This window comes from Shewanella sp. GXUN23E (assembly GCF_050865035.1).
GTDB lineage: Bacteria > Pseudomonadota > Gammaproteobacteria > Enterobacterales > Shewanellaceae > Shewanella.
In genome coordinates this window covers 138,979-159,244 of the sequence record NZ_JBOZWP010000007.1, presented here as the reverse complement: position 1 = coordinate 159,244, position 20,266 = coordinate 138,979, and the positions used below count along the sequence as shown (strand labels likewise).

Sequence of the window (20,266 nt, the reverse complement as noted above, 5' to 3'; positions counted from 1 at the left end):
GGTATTATAGGCGTTTCCATACTAAACGTAAAACCCGTGCAATCCTTGTGCAGCGGGGATAAAAAGCCGGAGAATCACCCCGGCTCAAAACACGCAATTAAGACTTCACTTCCACCGGAATGCGACCGGCAACGATCGCCGCCTGAGCCCGGATCTTGGCTTCCAGCAGCTCGACCAGATTGTCGTTATCCATACGCTCTTTCTGACGCTCGCCATCAATATAGAAGCCACTCTTGCGGTTGCCGCCGGTGAGCCCCAGATCTGACACCAGTGCCTCGCCTGGGCCATTGACCACACAGCCGATAATAGACACATCCATAGGGGTGACGATGTCTTCCAGACGGCGCTCCAGCTCATTGACCGTGCCAATCACGTCGAACTCCTGACGGGAGCAGGATGGACAGGCAATGAAATTGATACCACGGGAGCGGATACGCAGAGACTTGAGGATATCGAAGCCCACTTTAATCTCTTCCACCGGATCGGCCGCCAGCGAAATCCGCAGGGTGTCGCCAATGCCTTCGGCCAGCAACATACCCAGGCCGACAGCGGATTTAACCGCGCCGGAGCGTGCACCACCAGCTTCAGTAATGCCCAGGTGCAGCGGCTGAATAATCTGTTTGGCGAGCAGTCGGTAAGATTCCACCGCCAGAAACACATCGGAGGCCTTCACACTCACCTTGAACTGATCAAAGTTGAGCCGATCCAGAATATCCACGTGACGCATGGCAGATTCCAGCAGCGCCTGTGGTGTCGGCTCCTTGTACTTATCCATCAAATCTTTTTCCAGCGAGCCGCCATTGACCCCGATACGGATGGGGATGTTGCGGTCACGGGCACATTCCACCACGCTGCGGATGCGCTCTTCATTACCGATATTACCTGGATTGATGCGCAGACAATCAGCACCGTATTCGGCGACTTTCAGCGCGATCCGGTAATCGAAATGGATATCGGCGACCAAAGGCACTTTGGCCTGTTGTTTGATGAGCTTAAAGGCTTCTGCCGCTTCCATGGTGGGTACTGACACCCGCACAATATCCGCGCCCACATTTTCCAGCGCGCGAATTTGTGCCACCGTGGCATCCACGTCGGTGGTGCGGGTATTAGTCATGGATTGCACAGCAATGGGCGCACCATCACCAATAGGCACATTGCCCACATAAATGCGGGAAGAAGGACGGCGTTTGATAGGAGATTCGTTGTACATCTTGGCTCAGCTCTGATTAAGGCTTGAAACGGGCTCTGCTAAGGACAGTCATTGTCGCGGCGCATTACTCCAGCGGCAAGCTGAAGCGCGCGACTTTACCGGCAGGATAATCCGCCAGACTGACATTTTCACCATTATATTGCAGCGTGACAACCTGCGGCGCACCAACAACCAGATTGAATGGCGCAGTGCCGTTGACAGTGATGCTGCGGCCGGCTTCTTTCACACCGTTGATAAGCACTTTACCGGTCGCGTCAGTCACCTTCATCCAGCAGTCGCCGCTCAGGGACAACTTGAGGCTGGCGTCTGCGGCATCGGCAGTTGAAGCAGTGGCAGTCTCAGAGGGTTCAGCAGGTTGTTTGTCAGCAGATAAAGGGGGATTGGAGCTTGATGCGTCAGTCGTGGGCTCAATAGCAGCAGGGACGGCAGTTTCTTCTACCATCACGTCAGCGGGCATGTCGGCCGGCGCGTCAGCCAAAGCAGCCGTATCCACCACGGGTTCACCGGCCGCAGTCGCTCCCAATTCAACAGCCGCAGCCACTTCCTCGGCACTGGGCCGGGACAGGTCGATACCGGTACTCATAGTGGATTTCTGTACCCACCAAAGCACCAACAATGCCGCCAGTACAATGGCGATAAGCCAGGTCACCATCATCAGACGACTATCACGGGCCTGATGGGTGGTTTTGCGGGAAAAACTTTGCATGGCAGGTTCCGCTTCGCTCGGGACCTGCTGTGCCAGACAAGCCATCACTTCCGATACATCCGCCCCCACGATACGGGCATAGTTGCGTACATATCCACGGGCATAGGTGGCAGATGAAATGCCATCAAACTTATCGGCCTCGATATCCCGGACCAAAGAGGGACGTAAATGCAACCGTCCGGCAATGTCGTCTATGGTCAGCCCTTTCGCTTCACGGGCAGCCTGGAGTATGCCACCCACTGTGGCAGTAATGTCCCTGGATTCTTGCTCGACTGTATCTTCCGTAATTAAGTCTTGTTGCTTGTCTGTCATCTATTCAAACTTGCCCGATATTGCCTGGCCTGCTCCGAGGCAGGAAACTTGGCCAGCAGATTAATGCCATACTGTTTCACTGCATCCGGATCATTCAGACCCTGCTCAATTTTTATTCCCAGCGCCAAACTCTCGGCCGTTTCGGGAACCACTCTGTGATAACGCGCCAATTGTTGACGCGCATCGGCAAAGTCCTGCTGCTCAATCGCCAACATGGCCAACTCCAGCATGGTAGTGGCTCGCCGGGGCTCATATTTCAGCGCCGCCTCGAAATACTGTCTTGCCTTTTCGATTTGACCCGCTTTACGGCTACAAATTCCCAGATTCTCATAACTGGAGCCGGTACGGGTATATTCCGGGGTGTCGATCGCCTTCAGAAACATTTTTTCTGATTCAGCATATTCTTCCTGCTGACACAGAAACACCCCGAAGTTATTCAGTGCATCGCCCGACGGGTTGCGCACTCTGGTCGCCCCCCGGTATGCCTCTTCAGCCCGGCGCACATCACCGACCGTCTGATAGTAATACGCCATCGCTACATGAGCATCTTCCAGCTCAGGAGCATGGGAAAGCGCTTTGTCGAGATTATACTTGGCCTGCTCACTGTCCCCCCGGCGCAGGTAGGTCAACCCCAACTGAACACGTTCGCGGGCAGCAGCGACTTTATCAAATTTGCGTTCCTGAACCGGAATATCGGTCCCACTGTAAGTACGCTCGGTGACGCAGCCGACTGTCAGACCTGACAGCAAGGCCACACACAGCATACCGGGCAATCCCTGCTTCATGGTATTTACCTGTTATTGGTTTGTGCCTTTATTCGGTTGCCTTGGCAACCGATTTGACCGTGATAGCACCCGCTTGACCAGAGTAAATCTATGCTGCTAATTATCAAGCCATTTTGACTGAAATTTGTTGATCTTGCATACGTTTTTTTGCTACCCGCTTGGTGCGATCACGCACATCGCCCGCCAACTGACCACAGGCGGCATCAATATCATCGCCACGGGTCTTGCGAACAATCACAGTCAGACCGTATTCCATCAGCACTTTAGAGAAACGGTCAATACGTGAGTTGGACGAACGGCCATAGGGTGAGCCCGGGTAAGGATTAAACGGGATCAGGTTCACCTTACAGGGCGTGTCTTTCATCAACTTGGCCAGTTCATGGGCCTGATCGGTGGAGTCATTGATGTGATCCAGCATCACATACTCCAGCGTGACCCGACCGCGGTTGGCGTTACTGCGGCCAATGTAGTCACGAATGGCAGCCAGAAACTCCTTGAGTGGATATTTCTTGTTGATAGGCACCAGTTCATCACGCAACTCATCATTGGGGGCGTGAATGCTGACAGCCAGTGCCACGTCCAGCTCATCGGCCAGTTTCGGCAGTGCCGGTACCACACCGGAAGTTGACACTGTGACCCGGCGCTTGGACAGACCGAAGCCAAAGTCATCGAGCATGATGCGGATAGCCGGAATAACATTGGACAGGTTCAGCAATGGTTCACCCATCCCCATCATCACCACATTGGTCACAGGCCGCTCGCCGGTATCCTTGGCAAAGCCGAGGAATTGAGAAACACGCCAAATCTGACCAACGATTTCTGAAACAGTGAGGTTGCGGTTAAAGCCCTGCTGCGCAGTGGAGCAGAATGAACATTCCAGCGCGCAGCCGACCTGAGAGGACACGCACAAAGTGGCACGATCGTCTTCAGGAATATAAACAGTTTCCACTTCCTGACCATTACCCACGTTGATGGCAAACTTGATGGTGCCATCACTGGACTTCTGGAAAGTGGAGATTTCCGGTGCGACAATTTCACAACGGGCGCTCAACTTGGCGCGCATCGCCTTGTTGATGTTGGTCATTTCGTCAAAATTGCTGACACCAAAATGATAGATCCATTTCATCAGCTGATCGGCACGAAACGGCTTCTCACCGATATCCACCAGCATCTGGCGCATCGCCTCACGATCCAGATCCAATAAATTGATCTTCTTTTCACTCATTTTGGCTAACCTCAAAAAAACCGAAAACCCGCAAACAGGGCGCCGAATTATACAGAGACACATGAAAATTAGCCAGCACGCAAACACGCACGACCGGTGTCTTTATCCGGTGTTTCATCGGCGAAAATGCTGCGATGGCAGCATAGGAACGTGAGTCAAATGTGATTCGCCGCACAGATAAATGTCTGTTATGGGCAAAGAGTGTGTTAAAATCGCGCCCGGGTCAATGTTGGCCTTTACCTCGGAGTTGTAATTCCACCCCCTATGTTAACCCTCATTCTTATTATCCTTGTCGCTGTCAGTGTTTCCTTTCTGTGCAGTGTGTTTGAAGCCGTGTTGCTGTCAGTCACACCCAGTTATATTGCCAACCTTGAGCAATCCAATCCGGGGGCAGCAGCCCGCCTGGCCAAACAAAAAGAAAATGTTGAATCGCCACTGGTGTCAATTCTGACCCTGAACACCATTGCCCACACAGTCGGTGCAGCGGTAGCAGGAGCCCAGGCCGCCAAGGTATTCGGCGACGACATGCTGGGTGTATTCTCAGGGGTATTGACCTTTATCATCCTGTTCTTTTCGGAAATTATTCCGAAAACCATAGGAGCCAACTACTGGCGCGCGCTGGCGCCCATGGTTACCCATGCACTGTACTGGATGGAACGAATTACGCTGCCGCTGATCTGGATGTCACAACAGGTCACTAAATTGATGGGTAAAGGCGATGAAGGCCAGTATATCCGTCAGGAAATGAGTGCCATGGCCCGTATTGGCCATGAATCCGGAGAACTGGATGCCCAGGAGTCCAAAATCCTGACCCAAATGCTGACCGTGCGGGACATGCCGGTAACTGCCATTATGACTCCCCGTACCGTCATGTTCTCCCTGCCTGTGTCACTGACGCAGCATGAGTTCGTTGAAAAGCACATGAACAAACCGTTTACCCGTATTCCGGTATACGCCAAAGATCATGATGACATTATCGGTTATGTAAACCGTACCGACATTCTGCTGGCCGAACGGGATACACCGGATGCCACATTGAATCCGCTGAAGAAAAGCCTGCTGGCGGTCCCCGAAACGGCCAAGATCCTGCCACTGTTTGAGCTGATGATTAAGCGCAACACGCAAATCGCCATGGTGGTTGATGAGTATGGCTCCAGCCAGGGTATTGTGACTCAGGAAGATATTATCGAGTCGATGCTGGGCCTGGAGATTGTGGATCTCAATGACCCCGCCACAGATATGCAGCAGCTTGCCCGCAAACTGTGGAAGCGTCGCATGAAACACAAAGGTATCCGCCTGTCTGACGATGGCGATTTCGAACCAGTCAGTGACTGATCCACATAAATACCTTCGTATTGAGATAATCATTTTTAAAAGGAGCTTCGGCTCCTTTTTTGTTGTACGTGGGGTATTGAGCCTGGTTAATGCGACTGTGCTCCTTTCCTATCGCGGCTGCAGTGTTACAATTTGCGGCCTGAGAGAAAAGACCTGTTACCCCAAGATGACCCCAAGATTGTTACTGAAACTGGCTCACATCAACGACACCCATTCCCACTTCGAGCCAAGTCGGGTCCGCTTTACCCTGCCAATAGAGCAGGAGCTGCTTGCTATACATGCTTTCAGCGGCGGCTATGCGCGCATTCAAACCCTGCTGTTGCAGGCCCGGCAACAGGCCAGACAGTCTAACCGGGACTTTTTATTCCTGCATGGCGGCGACAGCTTTCAGGGAACGCTGTACTTCCGCGAATTCCAGGGCGCCGCCAATGCCGATATGCTCAACCGGCTTAAGCCGGATGCCATGGTGCTGGGCAACCATGAGATCGATGGCGGCAATGCGCCGGTCAGACGCTTTCTCGATGCCATCACCTTCCCGCTGATGGCCGGCAATATGGATTTAGCCAGTGAAGCTGAGTCCACTTTTGCGCTTAAAGACCATCCTGGTTTGCTGGATTATGATCGGCAAAACCAAACCGCCCGAGTGCTGCTTAAACCTTTGGCTGATCGGCAACTGGCCATCTTTGGCATTACGCTGGATCAGATGCGCGACATCGCGCACCCGGATCCCGGCACAGAGTTTCACAGCGCCATAGCGGTCACACGCCGCACCATCGCCTGGCTGCACGATCAGGGGATCAGACATATTCTGGTATTGAGCCACCTGGGGCTGGATGGCGATCGCAAACTGGCTGAAGCGGTTGATGGCATCAGTCTTATCGTAGGTGGCCACAGTCATACGCTGCAGGGCAGCAGCCAGGCACTGGGACAACCCGCCCTGTCCTATGGCGAGCGGGTCAACAACACTCCAATTGTTCATGCCGGAAAATACGCTGAGACCCTTGGTCTGGCGGATATCGAATTTGCGCCGTCAGGAGAAGTTATCACTCTGAATGGCGAGAATCTGTTTATGCTGGATGACCGCCTGCAGGACAGCGAGGGCCGCCCTCTTGCCGCCAAACAATATGGGGCCGTCGCTGCACAACTGGCCGCCAATGAAGCGATCAGATATGTGTCGGACGATGATGAAGTCGCGAAGTTGCTGGCTGACCGCTATCGCCCGAGGATCGATGAACTCGAGCGGCAAATTGTGGCACTGGTTCCAAGAGATATGCAGCACACCCGTCTGCCAAGCAAACGCCTGCCCCATGGCAGTGAGCTGGCCCCCTGGGTCAGCCGAGCCATGTACAGCCGGGCCAAACTGCAGGATAAGCGCATTGACTTTGCCCTGCACAATGCCGGCGGCGTCAGGGACTCGCTTGCTCACGGGCAGTTGACTGTTGCCGATGTGCTTGGCAAAGTCCTGCCCTTCGAAATCCCGCTGGTCGCTTATCAAATCCGTGGCAGGTTCCTCTATGAAGCAATTGAATCCGCCATCAATGCGGCCACCAACAACGGCATACAGGGCACAGGCACCGGCAGTTTCCCCTATACCTATGGTCTGAGATATGAATACGACGGGCGACGCCCGGCCGGGCAACGTATTGTGTCACTGGAGGTGATGCAGCAAAAAGCCTGGCGCATTCTCGAGCCCGGCCAGCTTTATACCGGAGTTTCGAGTCAATACACCACCTCAGGCAAAGAGGGATATGGTCCTCTGCTGAACAGCGAATGGCGGCAGATAATGGGCTCACTGACACTTCCCGGTGCATTTATGGAGTATATCAGCTCCGGCGATGTGTGGGCCGATCCTGTGGGTCCCAATGTGCATTACACCAGCCATTTGACGCTGGAATAACCAAAGCCGGCATAGTGCCGGCTTTTTTATCGGTGTGCCGCTCCTAGGCTTTCAATGCCGGCAGGCCTGAGTCGCCGGATAATCTGGTCAGCCAGTATCTGTCCAGACCAAAACGTCCGCAGCCGGAAAGCAGCAACGATAAGGACACAGCCAGCAATACCAGACCAAACTCATAACCGTTGTTGCTCATAAACAAGCCATTCCCCAGATGCACTGACACTATGGCCACCAGCATGGTAAAAGCCAGCACCAGCGCTGCAGGACGGGTCAGCAACCCCATCAAAATCAACAGACCACCCAAAAATTCTGCGCCCCCCGCCAGCAATGCCATCAATAAGCCCGGCGCCAAACCAATGGACTCCATCCACTGCCCTGTTGCGCTGAGTCCATATCCGCCAAACATACCAAACAGTTTCTGCGCCCCGTGAGCGGTAAAGATAACGCCAGCCGGAATGCGTAATGCCAGAGGTGCCAGCGAGCTGTCGGCTTGCAGGAGAGTATTGAGTAATGGTCGTTTCATTTATTCCTCTGAGAATAGACTGCCGGTGCTCCGGCGCTGATGAATACAACCAGTCTACTTTCACAGATTGAGAATAAAATTATTGAATTAAGGATGAATTATTCTAAAGAAAGGAACATCAGCGGGATAAAGGTAAGCGCATATGAAAGCCCGGCAGCATCTGTCCTGACTTGGGTTGATAGGACTTAAACAGCAACTCAAACCCTTCCTGCTCAAACAACGGCCGGGAATAATAGGAGGCATCAACCAACAGCTCTGGATACTCCCGGGATTGTGCCCATAGCTTTACCTGATGGAACAATTGCCGGGCAACTCCCCGCCCCTGATATTCCGGATGAACATACAGACTGTCGATATAGCCGCGCTGAAAATATTCCGTTTCGAGGTTGATAAAACCACAGCAGAAGGGAGTGGCCAGAGGCTTTGGCGGATTAAAATCCAGCATCATCCAGGCCTGGGTGCGGGTCAGGCGCAATTCCCAGTACTTGGCCGATCTGGGCTGACTGGACCAGGCATTCAACTGCGCCGCAGAATAGTGTCGGCCGTCGATAGCATGAACCGCGCGATGAAACAGCGTACTGATCTGACCGGCATAAGCCCTGTCAAAGGGTTGGATTTGAAACCTGTGCAGCACAGGCGCGATATTGAGTTGGTTATGCATATCGATACTGTGGCGACAAGTAGATAAAAGGTAAACCCCGGCGATGCCGGGGCATGGGATCCTGGGTTGGATCTTAGTCTTTGGTGATCTTGCTGACGAACAGCAGGTCGGCAAAGGTTCGATTCAGTGTTTTGCTGTGGAAATCTTTCATCCAACCGGCACTGATAACGCTGACCTTATCACCCTTTTGCAACTCAACCTGAGGACCGGCGGCCCACAGTTGCTTATCACCTTCCTGGATTTGAACATAGGTATAGCCGCCACTGTTCATGGTATCCAGCACAGTCCCCTGATGAATGCCACCCTGAGCCCATGCCAGAGATGCCGACAATGCCAGGGCCGCAGAAGCCACCAATTTCAATCCGAACTTTTTCATTGATATTCCTGTGAAGTTGCTAATTTAGCAGCATTTAACCATGTCACCACCCACAATTCCGCTACCTGGATTGCAATTTTGTCAATCCGTCGTCCAGCAACGGCATAAAAGTGCTCTCCAACCCATTGAGCTTGATTTCATACACCAGCGCCAATTGCTGTCCCAACTTTCCCTCAGGAAAACCCTGGCCGTGAAACCACACCAGATAAGGCTCAGGCAACATCAGCAGCTTACGCCCCCGATACTTGCCAAAAGGCATGGTTTGATTTATTGCCGCTTTTATCTGCTCCAAGGGGGTTCTCTTTTTGTCGCCAACCGCTAATGGTCGGCATTGTGACCGCCGATCGCCGGGAACACAAGTCCATCCTGCCGGCGCGAATGTGCCGACGACGACGTTCCCAAATCAATTAGAATAAAATGAAATAAGATGGTGGATATTTACCCACAAAAACACATTAAAACCGTTACTCCGCCGGTCTGACTTTGTGCGTTCTGCACTGACAACAACCATATGTCAATTTTCAATCGCACACTATCCTGCTGTTTTTAAGCCACAAAATAGCCCCCACCTCGACATGTAAACAATTTGTCAAAGTGCTGGCGGTGACACTATATCGCCAATAATCTGCCGCGTTGTCAAAGTATTGAAAACGCCATAAATCAGACAGTTGAATGCTCAATAAAGGCCATCTAGAGTCAATGCAAGGATTGAGTTCGGCCAGGTATTCCGCCAGGCCGGCAGTGTTGGGAGAGGACACTAATTATGATTATCTTGGTTGGCGGTGAAAAAGGTGGCAGCGGCAAAAGCTGCCTGGCACAAAACATCGCGGTATTCATGGTCAAAGAGGTCGGCGCATCAGTGATTATGGTTGACTGTGATCCACAGCGCACCACCTCAGACTGGATCCAGGCCCGTAATAACAATGAGGCATTGCCGGGGATCAACTGCGTACAGCTGTATGGCAAGATCCGTAATGATCTGCTCAGTCTTGAGCAACATTATGACTGTGTGATCGTGGACTGCGGTGGCCAGGACAACCTGGCGCTCAGAGCCACCATGTCAGTGGCCTCCCATGTACTGATGCCTCTTCGTCCCAAGCGCAGAGATTTGAAAACCGTCAGCCACATGGATGATGTCATCGCGACCTGCATGATGATCAACCCCAAAATGAAGGCGTCGTTCATTATCACGCAGTGCCCTAACCTGCCCAATCAGGCAAATCGAATTCTTGAAGCCAAGGACGTCTGCCGCACCTATGACATCAATGTACTGGATGCCATCACCTACGCCAGAAATGTCTACGACGACAGTGAAGAATCCGGCATGTCAGTAATGGAGATAGAACCGCAAGGCAAGGCCGCCGCGGAAATTCGCGCCATCGCCTGTGAAGCCTTTGAGGTGAGCAGCGCCGCCGAAATGAAGCAACAACTGTCCCGGGATAAACTGGCAGCAGGAGGTCAACATGGGGTTGGCAGATCTCAAGAAAAACGCTTTGCCAGCTAAGTCGTCACAAGCGCGACTGAGTCTGGAAGAGTTTATCGATGGCGCGACCCTCTATGCCATGGGTTTGCAACGCCACGCCGGCAAACCGGCCGCCAATGACAACGGTAAACACAGGAGCCGAAAATTTCGCAATGCCACGTTCACTCTCAGTGAAACCTGCATCGAGCAATTGGCAGAGATGACTGGGGATGGCCATATTGCCAAATCAAGATTGGTGAGAATCTTGATCCATGAACACTATCTGCAGACGCGGGAGCTGCGCGAACAGATAGAGGCCGCAAGCCTGACTGAATAACTACAATAACTGTCATTCCGAATTATGCCGGCAGATCCGCCCTCTCCCGCAAGGGGCTAAACAGACTTCTGAATTAAGTGATTCTGTTTTCCCCGGGGTCTTGCCGGCCCCTTTTCTTGATTTTCATCGCATTTGCCCCCATCTCTTTAACATCACTCACTAACCGGTACTGTTATGCTGGCCATTCTGCTGGTGTCTCTCATTGGCCTGACCGCAATTCTGTGGTTGGCATCGGCGCCACTGCGCATTCGTAAAAAACGTGAAAAAGTTCGCCGCATGCCCTTTCCCAAATCCTGGCGTGACATCATCAGGCAACGTCTGCCGATGTTCAGGAGCTTGCCGGCAGATCTGCAGTTACAGCTGAAAGACCACATCAAAATCTTCCTCGCTGAAAAGCAGTTTGTCGGCTGTGATGGTTTGGAAATTAATGATGACATCCGAGTCACTATTGCAGCGCAGGCGTGTGTGTTGCTGCTCAACCGGGACACAGACTACTTTCCCAAACTCAGACAAATACTGGTCTATCCGGCGGCATTTATCGTCGACAAGGAACAGCGGAACGAAATTGGTCTGAGTTTTCAGCATCGTGCGGTGTTGCTGGGTGAATCCTGGGATGAGGGGCAGGTCATTCTCAGCTGGCACGATGCCCTGGCCGGTGCCGCGGATCCCCATGATGGATCCAATGTGGTTATGCATGAGTTTGCCCATCAGCTGGATCAGGAGGACGGACGCGCCAATGGGGCACCACCGCTGGCAACTCAGGCCGATTATGCCAGTTGGTCAGAAATCATGAACCGGGAGTTTGCACAACTGCAATACTGTGCCCAGCAGGAGTTGCCCTCATTATTCAGCTACTATGGGGCTACCAACCCGGCGGAGTTTTTTGCGGTGATCACCGAAGTGTTTTTTGAGCAACCTCAGGCCTTCAACGAACAGCACCCACTCTTGTACCGCGAGCTGAGCCATTTTTACCGGCTCGATCCCCTTACCTGGTGATGGACTGACGCCGACGCGGCAAGGAGAAACAGATATTGGCCTGGCGGGTAAAGTGCAAAAATGCAGCATATTGTTCATCACAGATCCCCGGGCGCAGGCCTGATGCTGCGCCATAAAACATCCCGATGACTTTACCCTCGACGACCAAAGGCGAAACCAGCAGTCCACCGACGGCCAGTGGCGCAAAAGGTTCGGGGATGATGCCGGTCCATTTCAGTGGTTGCTGCTCACGTATCAGCGACACCATCGCAGCATCTTCATTCAGAGGTAACTGCGCCAGACTTTGCTGCTGCCCCGGCGTCAATCCCAGCATTATCCTCGCCAGCAGTTGGGTGCGGTCCCGACTGAGCAGAAAAACGCCACAATGGTCCAGGCCAACACCATCTTTCAACCCGGTCAGCGTAGTCATTATCACCTCATTGAAGTCACCACCGGTTTCAGCCAGCATACTCAATTTGCGCAATTGCATTAACTGTGTGGCATCATCACCGGATGACGCCGCCTGAGTCTGAGATTCGGAGGTTACACCCACAGACTTTTGCGCATCAACGCGCAGATACTCAGCCATACCAGCAGCACCATATGCCTCTGCCAGTTTCATCGTGGCGTGAGTACAACGCTGCACTTTGGCGCGAAACTCCCGCTCTGGCATATCCAGCATTTGAGCGGCTTTGGTCATCAGTTCTTCCAGCCTGACAGCATCATCCTGCGACATAGCATCACTTATCTGATTGGCAAGATAGACACAGCGCACTTCACCGGTTCGTTGCTCTGGATGATCCAGTGATTTGGTCAACAGCTCCCCCAATCCCCAATGACCGGCCAGTCCCTGAGTCAGTTGGCTGAAACTGATCCCCAGACGACGTTTAATCACGCTTTGGGATTCGTCATCATCCAAAGGCGCCAGTAGCTGCACCAGAATGTCTGCCTCACCGGCACCGGCGCTTAAAAATGCGCACTCACCAAGGTGATACAGTAAAGCGGCGATAAAGACCTCTTCCTGACTCTGTTCGTCTCTGTAAGGTTGCATCATTCTCGCCAGCATTGCCGCGCGGAATGAGCCGGACATCCTGGCGATGAGCCGGGCGTGAACCAGCGGGGAAAGCTCTCTGGATTCCAGTAAACTGCCGATAAGACGTGCTGTCAGACAGATATTGCGCAACGCATCGAATCCCAGAACCACGGCAGCCCGACTGACGGTAGTGATAGGATGACGTCCCTTGTTGTAGATAACGCTGTTGGCCACCCGCAAAATGCGACTGGTCAGCGCGTTGTCGTGCATGATACTGCGACCGAGCTTGGACAACGACGATACATCATCTTCGCTGAGTGATTCCAGACTCTTGACCATGGAACTGAGCGCCGGCATCTCCTCATCACTGATCCTGTGAACCCAATATCCCAACCCTTTATTTTCGGACTTGACCAATGACAAGCATCACCCCATGTTGCTGTGGCAGATATCCTAAGTATAGGTAAAAAAAGGCGGCCATCAGGCCGCCAAAAACACAAGCAATACAATCACTGGAAGGGAAACCGGACGGGGAGTTGTCCGGCTGTCCTGTGCTGCCGTCAAACGAGACCGCAGCGATATCAAAGGCGAACCTTTGACACGTCAGGCACGAGTAGGGGCGTGCCTGACATTTGTATCCCGACCACGGCTTTCGCCCTGGGAACACAAATTCTGATTGAACTCCGCCTGGGAGCTCTCCCGGGCGATAACACTGACCCGGGAATATCCTGTTGATTTAGAACTGTTCCTCTTCAGTGGAGCCAGTCAGCGCGGTCACTGAAGACTGCCCCCCCTGAATTACATTGGTCACCTTATCAAAGTAACCGGTACCCACTTCCTGCTGGTGCGCAACGAAGGTGTAACCCTTGTTGGCCGCAGCAAATTCAGCTTCCTGAACCTTCTCAACATAATGCTTCATGCCTTCACCACGGGCATAGTCGTATGCCAGGTCAAACATGTTGAACCACATATTGTGGATACCGGCCAGAGTAATGAACTGGTACTTGTAGCCCATGTCTGACAGTTCTTGCTGGAATCTGGCGATGGTGGCGTCATCCAGATTCTTCTTCCAGTTGAACGACGGTGAGCAGTTGTATGCCAGCAACTGATCCGGATACTGAGCATGAATGGCTTCGGCAAAGCGACGGGCTTCTTCCAGATCCGGCTTGGCCGTTTCACACCAGATAAGATCCGCATAAGGCGCATAAGCCAGACCACGGGCAATGGCTTGATCCAACCCGGCATTCACCCGGTAAAAACCTTCGCTGGTGCGCTCTCCGGTCAGGAAGTCACGGTCGTATGGGTCACAGTCTGACGTCAGCAAATCTGCCGCATTGGCATCGGTTCGGGCGATCACCAGCGTCTCGACGCCACTCACATCGGCGGCCAGACGTGCAGCAACCAGTTTCTGTACCGCTTCCTGAGTGGGCACAAGTACCTTGCCGCCCATATGACCACACTTCTTCACTGAGGCCAATTGGTCTTCAAAGTGAACCCCCGCAGCGCCGGCATCAATCATGGCCTTCATCAGCTCATAGGCATTAAGTACCCCGCCAAACCCGGCTTCAGCATCAGCAACAATCGGCAGGAAGTAGTCAATGAACTGCTCATCGTCAGTATTGACGCCGTTGCCCCACTGGATCTGGTCGGCGCGGCGGAATGAATTGTTGATTCGGGATACCACCGCAGGCACGGAGTTTGCCGGATACAGCGACTGATCCGGATACATGGTGCCAGCCAGGTTGGCATCGGCAGCGACCTGCCAACCGGACAGATAGATAGCCTCAATACCGGCTTTGGCCTGCTGCACCGCCTGACCACCGGTCAGCGCGCCCAGTGAGTTGACATAGCCCTTCTTGGCACCGCCATTCACCAGTTCCCACAACTTAGCCGCACCACGTTTGGCAATAGTATTATCCGGTACAAAAGAACCTCTGAGCTGCACCACTTCTTCCGCCGTGTATGGACGGCGCACGCCGTTCCAACGCGGATTCTCGGCCCAATCCTTTTTCAGTGCATCGATTTGTTGTTGTCTGGTCATCATTTCGGTCGCCTTGCTCATGGTGTTACTCCTTCCTTTAAATTTTTTGCGCTGCCCAGGCAGCTCATTTATGTCTGCTGCACCAGCCAGGGGACGTTGCCCTGCAGGCTGGCACCAATTCGTGAGTTATTCCGTTAACATCCGGTAGCCTGGCAGAGTCAGAAAATCCACCAGCTCATCGGCTGTGGTAATCTGCTCCAGCAGCACTGCCGCCTGAGTGTATTTCCCGTGAGTGAAGACTTCCGCACCTACCTCTTCTTTGACATTGGCCAGCTCCTGCACCAGCATGTCTTTGAACAGCTTCTTAGTCACCAGTTTGCCGTTGGACAGACTCTGCTCGTGCTGGATCCATTGCCAGATTGAAGCCCTTGAAATTTCAGCAGTTGCCGCATCCTCCATCAGGCCATAGATAGGCACACAACCATTGCCGCTTATCCATGCTTCGATATATTGCAGCGCAATCCGGATATTCAGGCGCATCCCTTCTTCGGTGCGCTCGCCGTCACAGGGAGCCAGCAGCTCCTGCGCCAGAATGGGGGCATCGACATCTCGGGTAATGTGCAGTTGATTACAATGCCCTTCACCTATGTATTCATTGAAAATCGCCATGGCGGTGTCAGCCAGCCCAGGGTGCGCCACCCAGGTGCCATCATGGCCGTTGCGGGCCTCCAGCTCTTTATCACCGCGCACCTTGGTCAGCACTCTGGCGTTGGTTTCCTCGTCTTTGGCGGGGATAAAGGCCGCCATTCCCCCCATCGCCAGCGCACCGCGCTTGTGACAGGTTTTCACCAGCAGGCGTGAATAGGCGCTGAGAAATGGCTTGTCCATGGTGACCTGTTGACGGTCCGGCAGGATGCGATCTTTGTGGCGCTTGAGTGTCTTGATATAGCTGAAGATGTAATCCCAGCGGCCACAGTTGAGTGCCACAATGTTGGAGCGCAGCTCATACAGGATCTCTTCCATTTCAAATACAGCCGGCAGCGTCTCGATCAAGCAGGTACATTTGATCGTTCCGGGAGCCAGACAGAATCGCTCTTCGACCATCCGAAACACTCTGGCCCACCAACGCGCTTCAAGATGGCTTTCCAGTTTGGGAATGTAAAAGTAGGGACCACTGCCTTTTGCCAACAGCTGGTGATAGTTGTGGTAGAAATAGAGAGCGAAGTCACACAGCCCACCTGGGATAGGTTTGCCATTGAATTCAATGTGTTTTTCTTTCAAATGCAGGCCACGTACCCGGGCAACCAGCACGGCCGGATTGTCCTTCAGCTGATAATGCTTGCCGGTTTGCTCATTGGTATAAGAGATGTCGCCGCGTACGGCGTCCCGCAGATTAAGTTGGCCCTGAACGACTTTCTCCCAGGTCGGAGACAATGAGTCTTCAAAGTCCGCCATAAACACTTTCACGTTGGCGTTGAGGGCGTTGATAATCATTTTGCGATCGACAGGCCCTGTGATTTCGACTCTGCGGTCCTGCAAATCCGCAGGTATACCACGGATCTGCCAGTCACCGTCACGCACTGATTTGGTTTCCGACAAAAAGTCTGGCAGCGCGCCCTTGTCAAACTGCTGCTGACGGGATTTGCGCTGCAGCAACAAATCATCCAGTTCGTCCATGAAGGTGGCGCACAAACTTTGCAGCAGATTCAGTGCACCTTCTGTAAAGATCTGTTCTTGCCCCTCAACATGGCGACCCACTATCTTCAGCGGACTGCTGAGCTGGGTCTGATGTTCAGTTGCGATATTTGCCTGTGTCATATGTACCCCCGATGCCTCTTAAGCAGATCACCTTTGCTGACCGTTTCCTGTTCCCGCGTTTACAGGTGTTCCGGGAAAAGCTGCCATTTGTTTGTTTTCCACAGAAACTAATCAGAAATGAATGTATTGGCAACAGTTCTCACATTGACCAACAGCATATAAGTATTAACTTTTCGTGAATAAAAATTGGTAATACCAAGATCAGAAAACCGTTGCAACCAATTGTTTTTCAAAATTTTTAAATCAAAGTGTCGCTGATAAAAAAATCATTTAAGAAACTTGTCTTACAACTTTACCACTGACTTACAAGGTAATTTAATTACGTAATAAAAAACCATCACCAACACTTAGGTTTACACTAAATATCCGTCTAAAGTTTGTACACCTTTAGATGGACTGTTTAGTTCAGGATTATTTGAAAAATAAAAAACTGACATATTTACAGCTAGTTAAAGTCAATCAAACACCAAAGAAAATAAAACACTCGTTTAACTTTGACGTTGACGTAAACGAAAAACAATAACCTCGCGACGGATTGAGTCATAAAAAGTTTGTCAGGCGACTACCTGCAGAATTTTTTTTGGTTTAACGCAAAAATTTTCAAAAAAATGTCAAATTTCTTGGTAGGGATTGCACTGAATGTGTGCATTCAATATCCGTTGATTCAAGACAGACTTTCCAGCCTTAACGGATTCTTGCCAAAACTCAGCTCAGAAGCTTTCATCGGGGATGTGTTTCGCCAGTGCACATCAGGGATTGAAAGCAGGCGCTGGTATCGGGCCTGCTGAAATTGGGCTGACGTCCTTGTTGTATGCTGCGCAGCAATGGGATGCCTTGCTCGGGTAAGCCAGCGCCCATATCCAGGTTTGAGCTGAACAAGCTGGATCGGCGGGAGAAGTATCCGAAAAGGGGCAGTCAGCCCGCAATCTTTTGTATAACCGGAGCTACACCGCGCCTTTGCAACGTCCGTGTCGTTAATGTGCAACGCTGCACCATGTTAACGCCGGGGAAATTCATGCAGCAGGGAGCGACTGTAACAGCAAGCAATAACATCCCATCCAAGTGCCGGTTCAACCAAATATCGACACCCAACACCGACAGCCTTGTTTCAGTCCAACAGGTCAAAGCAACCTGCTCATGCAATGTAGACTCGGCTTTGTACTTGTGCTTGTGCTTGTCAGAGGAATGAACGTTGTGATTGAAATACCTGCCAGTCTATTCCGCCATCCGCATACGGCCTTGACTGTATGTCAGGTAATACCAATTTCATTTAATAGTTGATCTGTTTCAGTGGGAGTTCAATGCGCCTTGGAACAGCATCCCTGACACGCTTTGAATTGATCAAACTATTAATGAAGTTGGTATAAATACGACATGTGGGATAGCAAGCAGCCGAATGGGGATAAATAACCACTGATCAGTACAAGACCAAAACAGAAAAGCAGAAGTGCAAAAAACAACGTAAATCACAGCTGAAAAATCGCCCCCTCCCCCAAAGGACTGCTGCAATTTTTGGATGTGTTCAGCATCAGGATTTTGGTATCGACCTCAGAGGCATGCGGCAAATTCAGGCAATCTGCTCTTTCAGTGTGGATTGACCATAGACAACCACACGGTTTTGCCCTGAGTTTTTGGCCTGAAGCAGCGCAATGTCAGCGCGGCTGAGGATCGGGTCAAGACTCAGATCTGTTTCGTCAGAGACTGTAACCCCAAAGCTTGCTGTTAATTCAAAAGGTTGCTCAGCATACTGGGGCTGAATATGCTGGATAGCCATCCGAATAGACTCTGCTACGACTTCGGCATCTGAGATGCACATGTCCGGCAGGAATATTGCGAATTCCTCTCCGCCCAGCCGCACAAGGATATCCGTCCGCCTGACATTGGACTTGACCACATCCACCATACGCTTAAGTGCCCAATCACCTGTGCTGTGACCATGTTTATCATTAATCTCTTTGAAATTATCCAAGTCCAGCAGAATCAGGGCCATAGTGGATTTACGGGTCATCACGGCAATATAGGCATTTTCAGCCTTGGTCAGTCCGGTCCCCCGGTTCATTACGCCGGTCAAACTGTCGAGCTGTGCCATACGCTTATAGCGACTGCGCTGGCTTAATCCAATTAAAATAACCAGGGCACTGATCACCAGCCCGCCTGCGGTCAGCAGCAGCATCAGAGTAATGTTGGCCTGTTGCTGATGTTCAACCTGACGCTGCTCCACATAGATGCCCCGCTCCTGCTCCAGCAAGTTGATCTGACGTTCTTTTTCATCACTGTCAAATTTAGCCATCTGATGAGAAAGGGATTTGGCAAAGGTATCGCTCAGCTGCTTTTCGGTGTAGGCCAGATAATCCTTCTGATAGTCGTAAGCCTGCTGATATTGCCCCTGGCCGTAGTAAATATCGGCCATCACCCTGACAGCCCGTTTTCTGGCATCCAGATACTCAGGCAAGTCCTGACCACTCAGGACCTTGAGGGCATATTGCTGTGCTTGGTCCAACTGCCCCAACTGAAAATAATTCTCCGCCAGCCAGGAGTCGACATGGGTGATCTCCAGCTGATAGGAAAAAGCCATGTAGCCAGCAGAAGAGGCCTCAAATAACTTAAGGGACGCCTGATAATCGCCGGTTTGGTAATAGGCCAGCGCCTTGGCCTTCTGCGACATGGCGACCATGACAGGAATATTGTGTTGCTTACAGAAACTCAGACTCTCATCAAACCACTGATGGGCGTTGTCATAGTCATTCAGTGACTGGTAACTCAGACCGATATAAAGCATTGAGGTACAGAGGCTTACCGGCTCCCTTTCAGTATTTAAGTTATAGGCAAGCTGCGCATATTCGCGGGCCTCGGTATATGCCTCCAGCTGAAAGAAAATACTGAAAATCCGGTTGTAACTTTTAACCTGCAGCGCGGAGTCGCCAATATCTTTGATAAGACTCAACACCTTACCCGCATACTGAAGACTTTCAGCATAGTGTTTTCTCGATACTTCTACCGTCGCCAAATAATGGTAAATATCTACGTATTCTTCGTTGTCTCTGGCGTAATGTTTGGCATTCATCAACTGCGAATAGGCGTTATCGTAATCTCCGGAAATAATGAGGAAAACGCTCGACAGGGTGTAAAATCGGGTAAGTTCATTTCTGGTAAAAGCGTTGAGACTTGGATTCAGTGCATCGATGATGGCTTTAGCCTTCAGCGGCTCTGTTGATAGCAGCTGTTGTAACTCATTGAGCTGTTGCTGGAAGTTCGCGTCCGCCGACCTTACAGGCAAAGACCAGACACTTACAGACAATAAAATCACCGCCAGCAACAAGCGCATAAGCTATCTCTTATTTGGAAGGAGACTGAATATGAATAAACACCGCATAGGTATCGGTTGAGCCACTCAGTTCTTTGATTTTAGCTTCATCCCCGGACATTACTGCGGCAATTTCATCCTCACTCAGACCTTCAGCCGCCATGACCCCCTGAGGATCAAGTTTATAGGCTTCCATCAACGCGGCGTCACTGGCCAGCTTTTCGAAAAACTCATTGAACTTACTCATATTTCACTCTCCATTGTTCTTCCAGACTTAGATTATTCCATGACCATTCGAGCAACGCTGGCCGGCGAACTCGCGACGTTGA

General features: G+C 51.7%; 18 protein-coding genes. 5 read left to right on the top strand and 13 right to left on the bottom strand.

From position 1 onward, the window contains the following. Positions 1-97 precede the first annotated feature (97 nt). From ispG to ACRRUX_RS08960, 4 genes are all read right to left on the bottom strand, one after another. Positions 98-1,210 (bottom strand): flavodoxin-dependent (E)-4-hydroxy-3-methylbut-2-enyl-diphosphate synthase, encoded by a 1,113-nt coding sequence (ispG, locus tag ACRRUX_RS08975; protein ID WP_432529359.1) that lies wholly within the window; start codon positions 1,208-1,210, stop codon positions 98-100. A 64-nt stretch (positions 1,211-1,274) separates the two neighbouring features. Further along, on the bottom strand, positions 1,275-2,228 hold the full coding sequence (locus ACRRUX_RS08970; protein ID WP_432529357.1) for a RodZ domain-containing protein: 954 nt from the start codon (positions 2,226-2,228) through the stop codon (positions 1,275-1,277). Further along, entirely contained in the window at positions 2,225-3,013 is a 789-nt protein-coding gene (gene pilW / locus ACRRUX_RS08965) for a type IV pilus biogenesis/stability protein PilW (RefSeq protein ID WP_432529355.1), read from the bottom strand. Before pilW ends, ACRRUX_RS08970 begins: the two co-directional genes overlap by 4 nt. A gap of 103 nt (positions 3,014-3,116) precedes the next feature. Continuing rightward, on the bottom strand, positions 3,117-4,238 hold the full coding sequence (locus tag ACRRUX_RS08960; protein WP_432529353.1) for a bifunctional tRNA (adenosine(37)-C2)-methyltransferase TrmG/ribosomal RNA large subunit methyltransferase RlmN: 1,122 nt from the start codon (positions 4,236-4,238) through the stop codon (positions 3,117-3,119). Between the two features lie 264 nt (positions 4,239-4,502). Between ACRRUX_RS08960 and ACRRUX_RS08955 the strand changes: the two genes are divergently transcribed. Continuing rightward, complete coding sequence (locus ACRRUX_RS08955; protein ID WP_432529351.1) at positions 4,503-5,573, top strand: CNNM domain-containing protein; 1,071 nt, start codon at positions 4,503-4,505, stop codon at positions 5,571-5,573. Positions 5,574-5,739: 166 nt separating this feature from the next. Then, positions 5,740-7,470 (top strand): bifunctional metallophosphatase/5'-nucleotidase, encoded by a 1,731-nt coding sequence (locus tag ACRRUX_RS08950; RefSeq protein ID WP_432529349.1) that lies wholly within the window; start codon positions 5,740-5,742, stop codon positions 7,468-7,470. A 43-nt stretch (positions 7,471-7,513) separates the two neighbouring features. Here ACRRUX_RS08950 and ACRRUX_RS08945 read toward each other — a convergent pair whose 3' ends face one another. The 4 genes from ACRRUX_RS08945 to ACRRUX_RS08930 all read right to left on the bottom strand — a co-directional run bounded on the left by ACRRUX_RS08945 (position 7,514) and on the right by ACRRUX_RS08930 (position 9,319). After that, the gene (locus tag ACRRUX_RS08945; RefSeq protein WP_432529347.1) at positions 7,514-7,990 is read right to left on the bottom strand and encodes a DoxX family protein; all 477 of its coding nucleotides are present in this window, start codon (positions 7,988-7,990) and stop codon (positions 7,514-7,516) included. A gap of 118 nt (positions 7,991-8,108) precedes the next feature. Further along, positions 8,109-8,651: a GNAT family N-acetyltransferase gene (locus ACRRUX_RS08940; protein ID WP_432529345.1), complete on the bottom strand. Its 543-nt coding sequence runs from the start codon at positions 8,649-8,651 to the stop codon at positions 8,109-8,111. A 73-nt stretch (positions 8,652-8,724) separates the two neighbouring features. Beyond that, positions 8,725-9,027 carry an NrfJ gene (locus ACRRUX_RS08935; RefSeq protein WP_432529343.1) on the bottom strand — a complete coding sequence of 101 codons (303 nt, stop codon included), beginning with the start codon at positions 9,025-9,027 and terminating at the stop codon, positions 8,725-8,727. Between the two features lie 61 nt (positions 9,028-9,088). Then, positions 9,089-9,319: a DUF3820 family protein gene (locus tag ACRRUX_RS08930; protein WP_432529340.1), complete on the bottom strand. Its 231-nt coding sequence runs from the start codon at positions 9,317-9,319 to the stop codon at positions 9,089-9,091. A gap of 471 nt (positions 9,320-9,790) precedes the next feature. Here ACRRUX_RS08930 and ACRRUX_RS08925 point away from each other — a divergent pair, with 471 nt between their 5' ends. The 3 genes from ACRRUX_RS08925 (at position 9,791) to ACRRUX_RS08915 (ending at position 11,822) form a co-directional block, all read left to right on the top strand. Next, the gene (locus ACRRUX_RS08925) at positions 9,791-10,531 is read left to right on the top strand and encodes an AAA family ATPase (RefSeq protein ID WP_432529338.1); all 741 of its coding nucleotides are present in this window, start codon (positions 9,791-9,793) and stop codon (positions 10,529-10,531) included. Further along, a complete protein-coding gene (locus ACRRUX_RS08920; RefSeq protein ID WP_432529336.1) occupies positions 10,491-10,826 on the top strand; it encodes a hypothetical protein in 336 nt (111 codons plus the stop codon). Before ACRRUX_RS08925 ends, ACRRUX_RS08920 begins: the two co-directional genes overlap by 41 nt. A gap of 174 nt (positions 10,827-11,000) precedes the next feature. Continuing rightward, entirely contained in the window at positions 11,001-11,822 is an 822-nt protein-coding gene (locus ACRRUX_RS08915; RefSeq protein WP_432529334.1) for a M90 family metallopeptidase, read from the top strand. Here ACRRUX_RS08915 and ACRRUX_RS08910 read toward each other — a convergent pair. The 5 genes from ACRRUX_RS08910 to ACRRUX_RS08890 all read right to left on the bottom strand — a co-directional run bounded on the left by ACRRUX_RS08910 (position 11,812) and on the right by ACRRUX_RS08890 (position 20,184). Next, positions 11,812-13,257 (bottom strand): HDOD domain-containing protein, encoded by a 1,446-nt coding sequence (locus ACRRUX_RS08910; RefSeq protein WP_432529332.1) that lies wholly within the window; start codon positions 13,255-13,257, stop codon positions 11,812-11,814. The genes ACRRUX_RS08915 and ACRRUX_RS08910 overlap by 11 nt on opposite strands. A gap of 313 nt (positions 13,258-13,570) precedes the next feature. Beyond that, positions 13,571-14,896: an isocitrate lyase gene (gene aceA / locus ACRRUX_RS08905; protein ID WP_432529330.1), complete on the bottom strand. Its 1,326-nt coding sequence runs from the start codon at positions 14,894-14,896 to the stop codon at positions 13,571-13,573. 105 nt (positions 14,897-15,001) lie between these two features. Further along, positions 15,002-16,633, bottom strand: a complete 1,632-nt coding sequence (gene aceB / locus ACRRUX_RS08900; protein WP_432529328.1) for a malate synthase A — start codon at positions 16,631-16,633, stop codon at positions 15,002-15,004. A 1,567-nt stretch (positions 16,634-18,200) separates the two neighbouring features. Beyond that, the gene (locus ACRRUX_RS08895) at positions 18,201-19,958 is read right to left on the bottom strand and encodes a tetratricopeptide repeat-containing diguanylate cyclase (protein ID WP_432529326.1); all 1,758 of its coding nucleotides are present in this window, start codon (positions 19,956-19,958) and stop codon (positions 18,201-18,203) included. A 10-nt stretch (positions 19,959-19,968) separates the two neighbouring features. Further along, positions 19,969-20,184 carry a hypothetical protein gene (locus ACRRUX_RS08890; RefSeq protein ID WP_432529324.1) on the bottom strand — a complete coding sequence of 72 codons (216 nt, stop codon included), beginning with the start codon at positions 20,182-20,184 and terminating at the stop codon, positions 19,969-19,971. Between the last annotated feature and the right edge of the window lie 82 nt (positions 20,185-20,266).

Excerpts from the sequence above, each read along its gene's own strand:
- ACRRUX_RS08920 (WP_432529336.1), top strand. The coding sequence starts at position 10,491 with ATGGGGTTGGCAGATCTCAAGAAAAACGCTTTGCCAGCTAAGTCGTCA.
- aceA (WP_432529330.1), bottom strand. The coding sequence starts at position 14,896 with ATGAGCAAGGCGACCGAAATGATGACCAGACAACAACAAATCGATGCA.
- ACRRUX_RS08895 (WP_432529326.1), bottom strand. The coding sequence starts at position 19,958 with ATGCGCTTGTTGCTGGCGGTGATTTTATTGTCTGTAAGTGTCTGGTCT.
- ACRRUX_RS08970 (WP_432529357.1), bottom strand. The coding sequence starts at position 2,228 with ATGACAGACAAGCAACAAGACTTAATTACGGAAGATACAGTCGAGCAA.
- ACRRUX_RS08890 (WP_432529324.1), bottom strand. The coding sequence starts at position 20,184 with ATGAGTAAGTTCAATGAGTTTTTCGAAAAGCTGGCCAGTGACGCCGCG.
- ACRRUX_RS08950 (WP_432529349.1), top strand. The coding sequence starts at position 5,740 with ATGACCCCAAGATTGTTACTGAAACTGGCTCACATCAACGACACCCAT.
- ACRRUX_RS08960 (WP_432529353.1), bottom strand. The coding sequence starts at position 4,238 with ATGAGTGAAAAGAAGATCAATTTATTGGATCTGGATCGTGAGGCGATG.
- ACRRUX_RS08925 (WP_432529338.1), top strand. The coding sequence starts at position 9,791 with ATGATTATCTTGGTTGGCGGTGAAAAAGGTGGCAGCGGCAAAAGCTGC.
- ACRRUX_RS08955 (WP_432529351.1), top strand. The coding sequence starts at position 4,503 with ATGTTAACCCTCATTCTTATTATCCTTGTCGCTGTCAGTGTTTCCTTT.
- ACRRUX_RS08945 (WP_432529347.1), bottom strand. The coding sequence starts at position 7,990 with ATGAAACGACCATTACTCAATACTCTCCTGCAAGCCGACAGCTCGCTG.
- ispG (WP_432529359.1), bottom strand. The coding sequence starts at position 1,210 with ATGTACAACGAATCTCCTATCAAACGCCGTCCTTCTTCCCGCATTTAT.
- ACRRUX_RS08915 (WP_432529334.1), top strand. The coding sequence starts at position 11,001 with ATGCTGGCCATTCTGCTGGTGTCTCTCATTGGCCTGACCGCAATTCTG.
- ACRRUX_RS08935 (WP_432529343.1), bottom strand. The coding sequence starts at position 9,027 with ATGAAAAAGTTCGGATTGAAATTGGTGGCTTCTGCGGCCCTGGCATTG.
- ACRRUX_RS08940 (WP_432529345.1), bottom strand. The coding sequence starts at position 8,651 with ATGCATAACCAACTCAATATCGCGCCTGTGCTGCACAGGTTTCAAATC.
- aceB (WP_432529328.1), bottom strand. The coding sequence starts at position 16,633 with ATGACACAGGCAAATATCGCAACTGAACATCAGACCCAGCTCAGCAGT.
- pilW (WP_432529355.1), bottom strand. The coding sequence starts at position 3,013 with ATGAAGCAGGGATTGCCCGGTATGCTGTGTGTGGCCTTGCTGTCAGGT.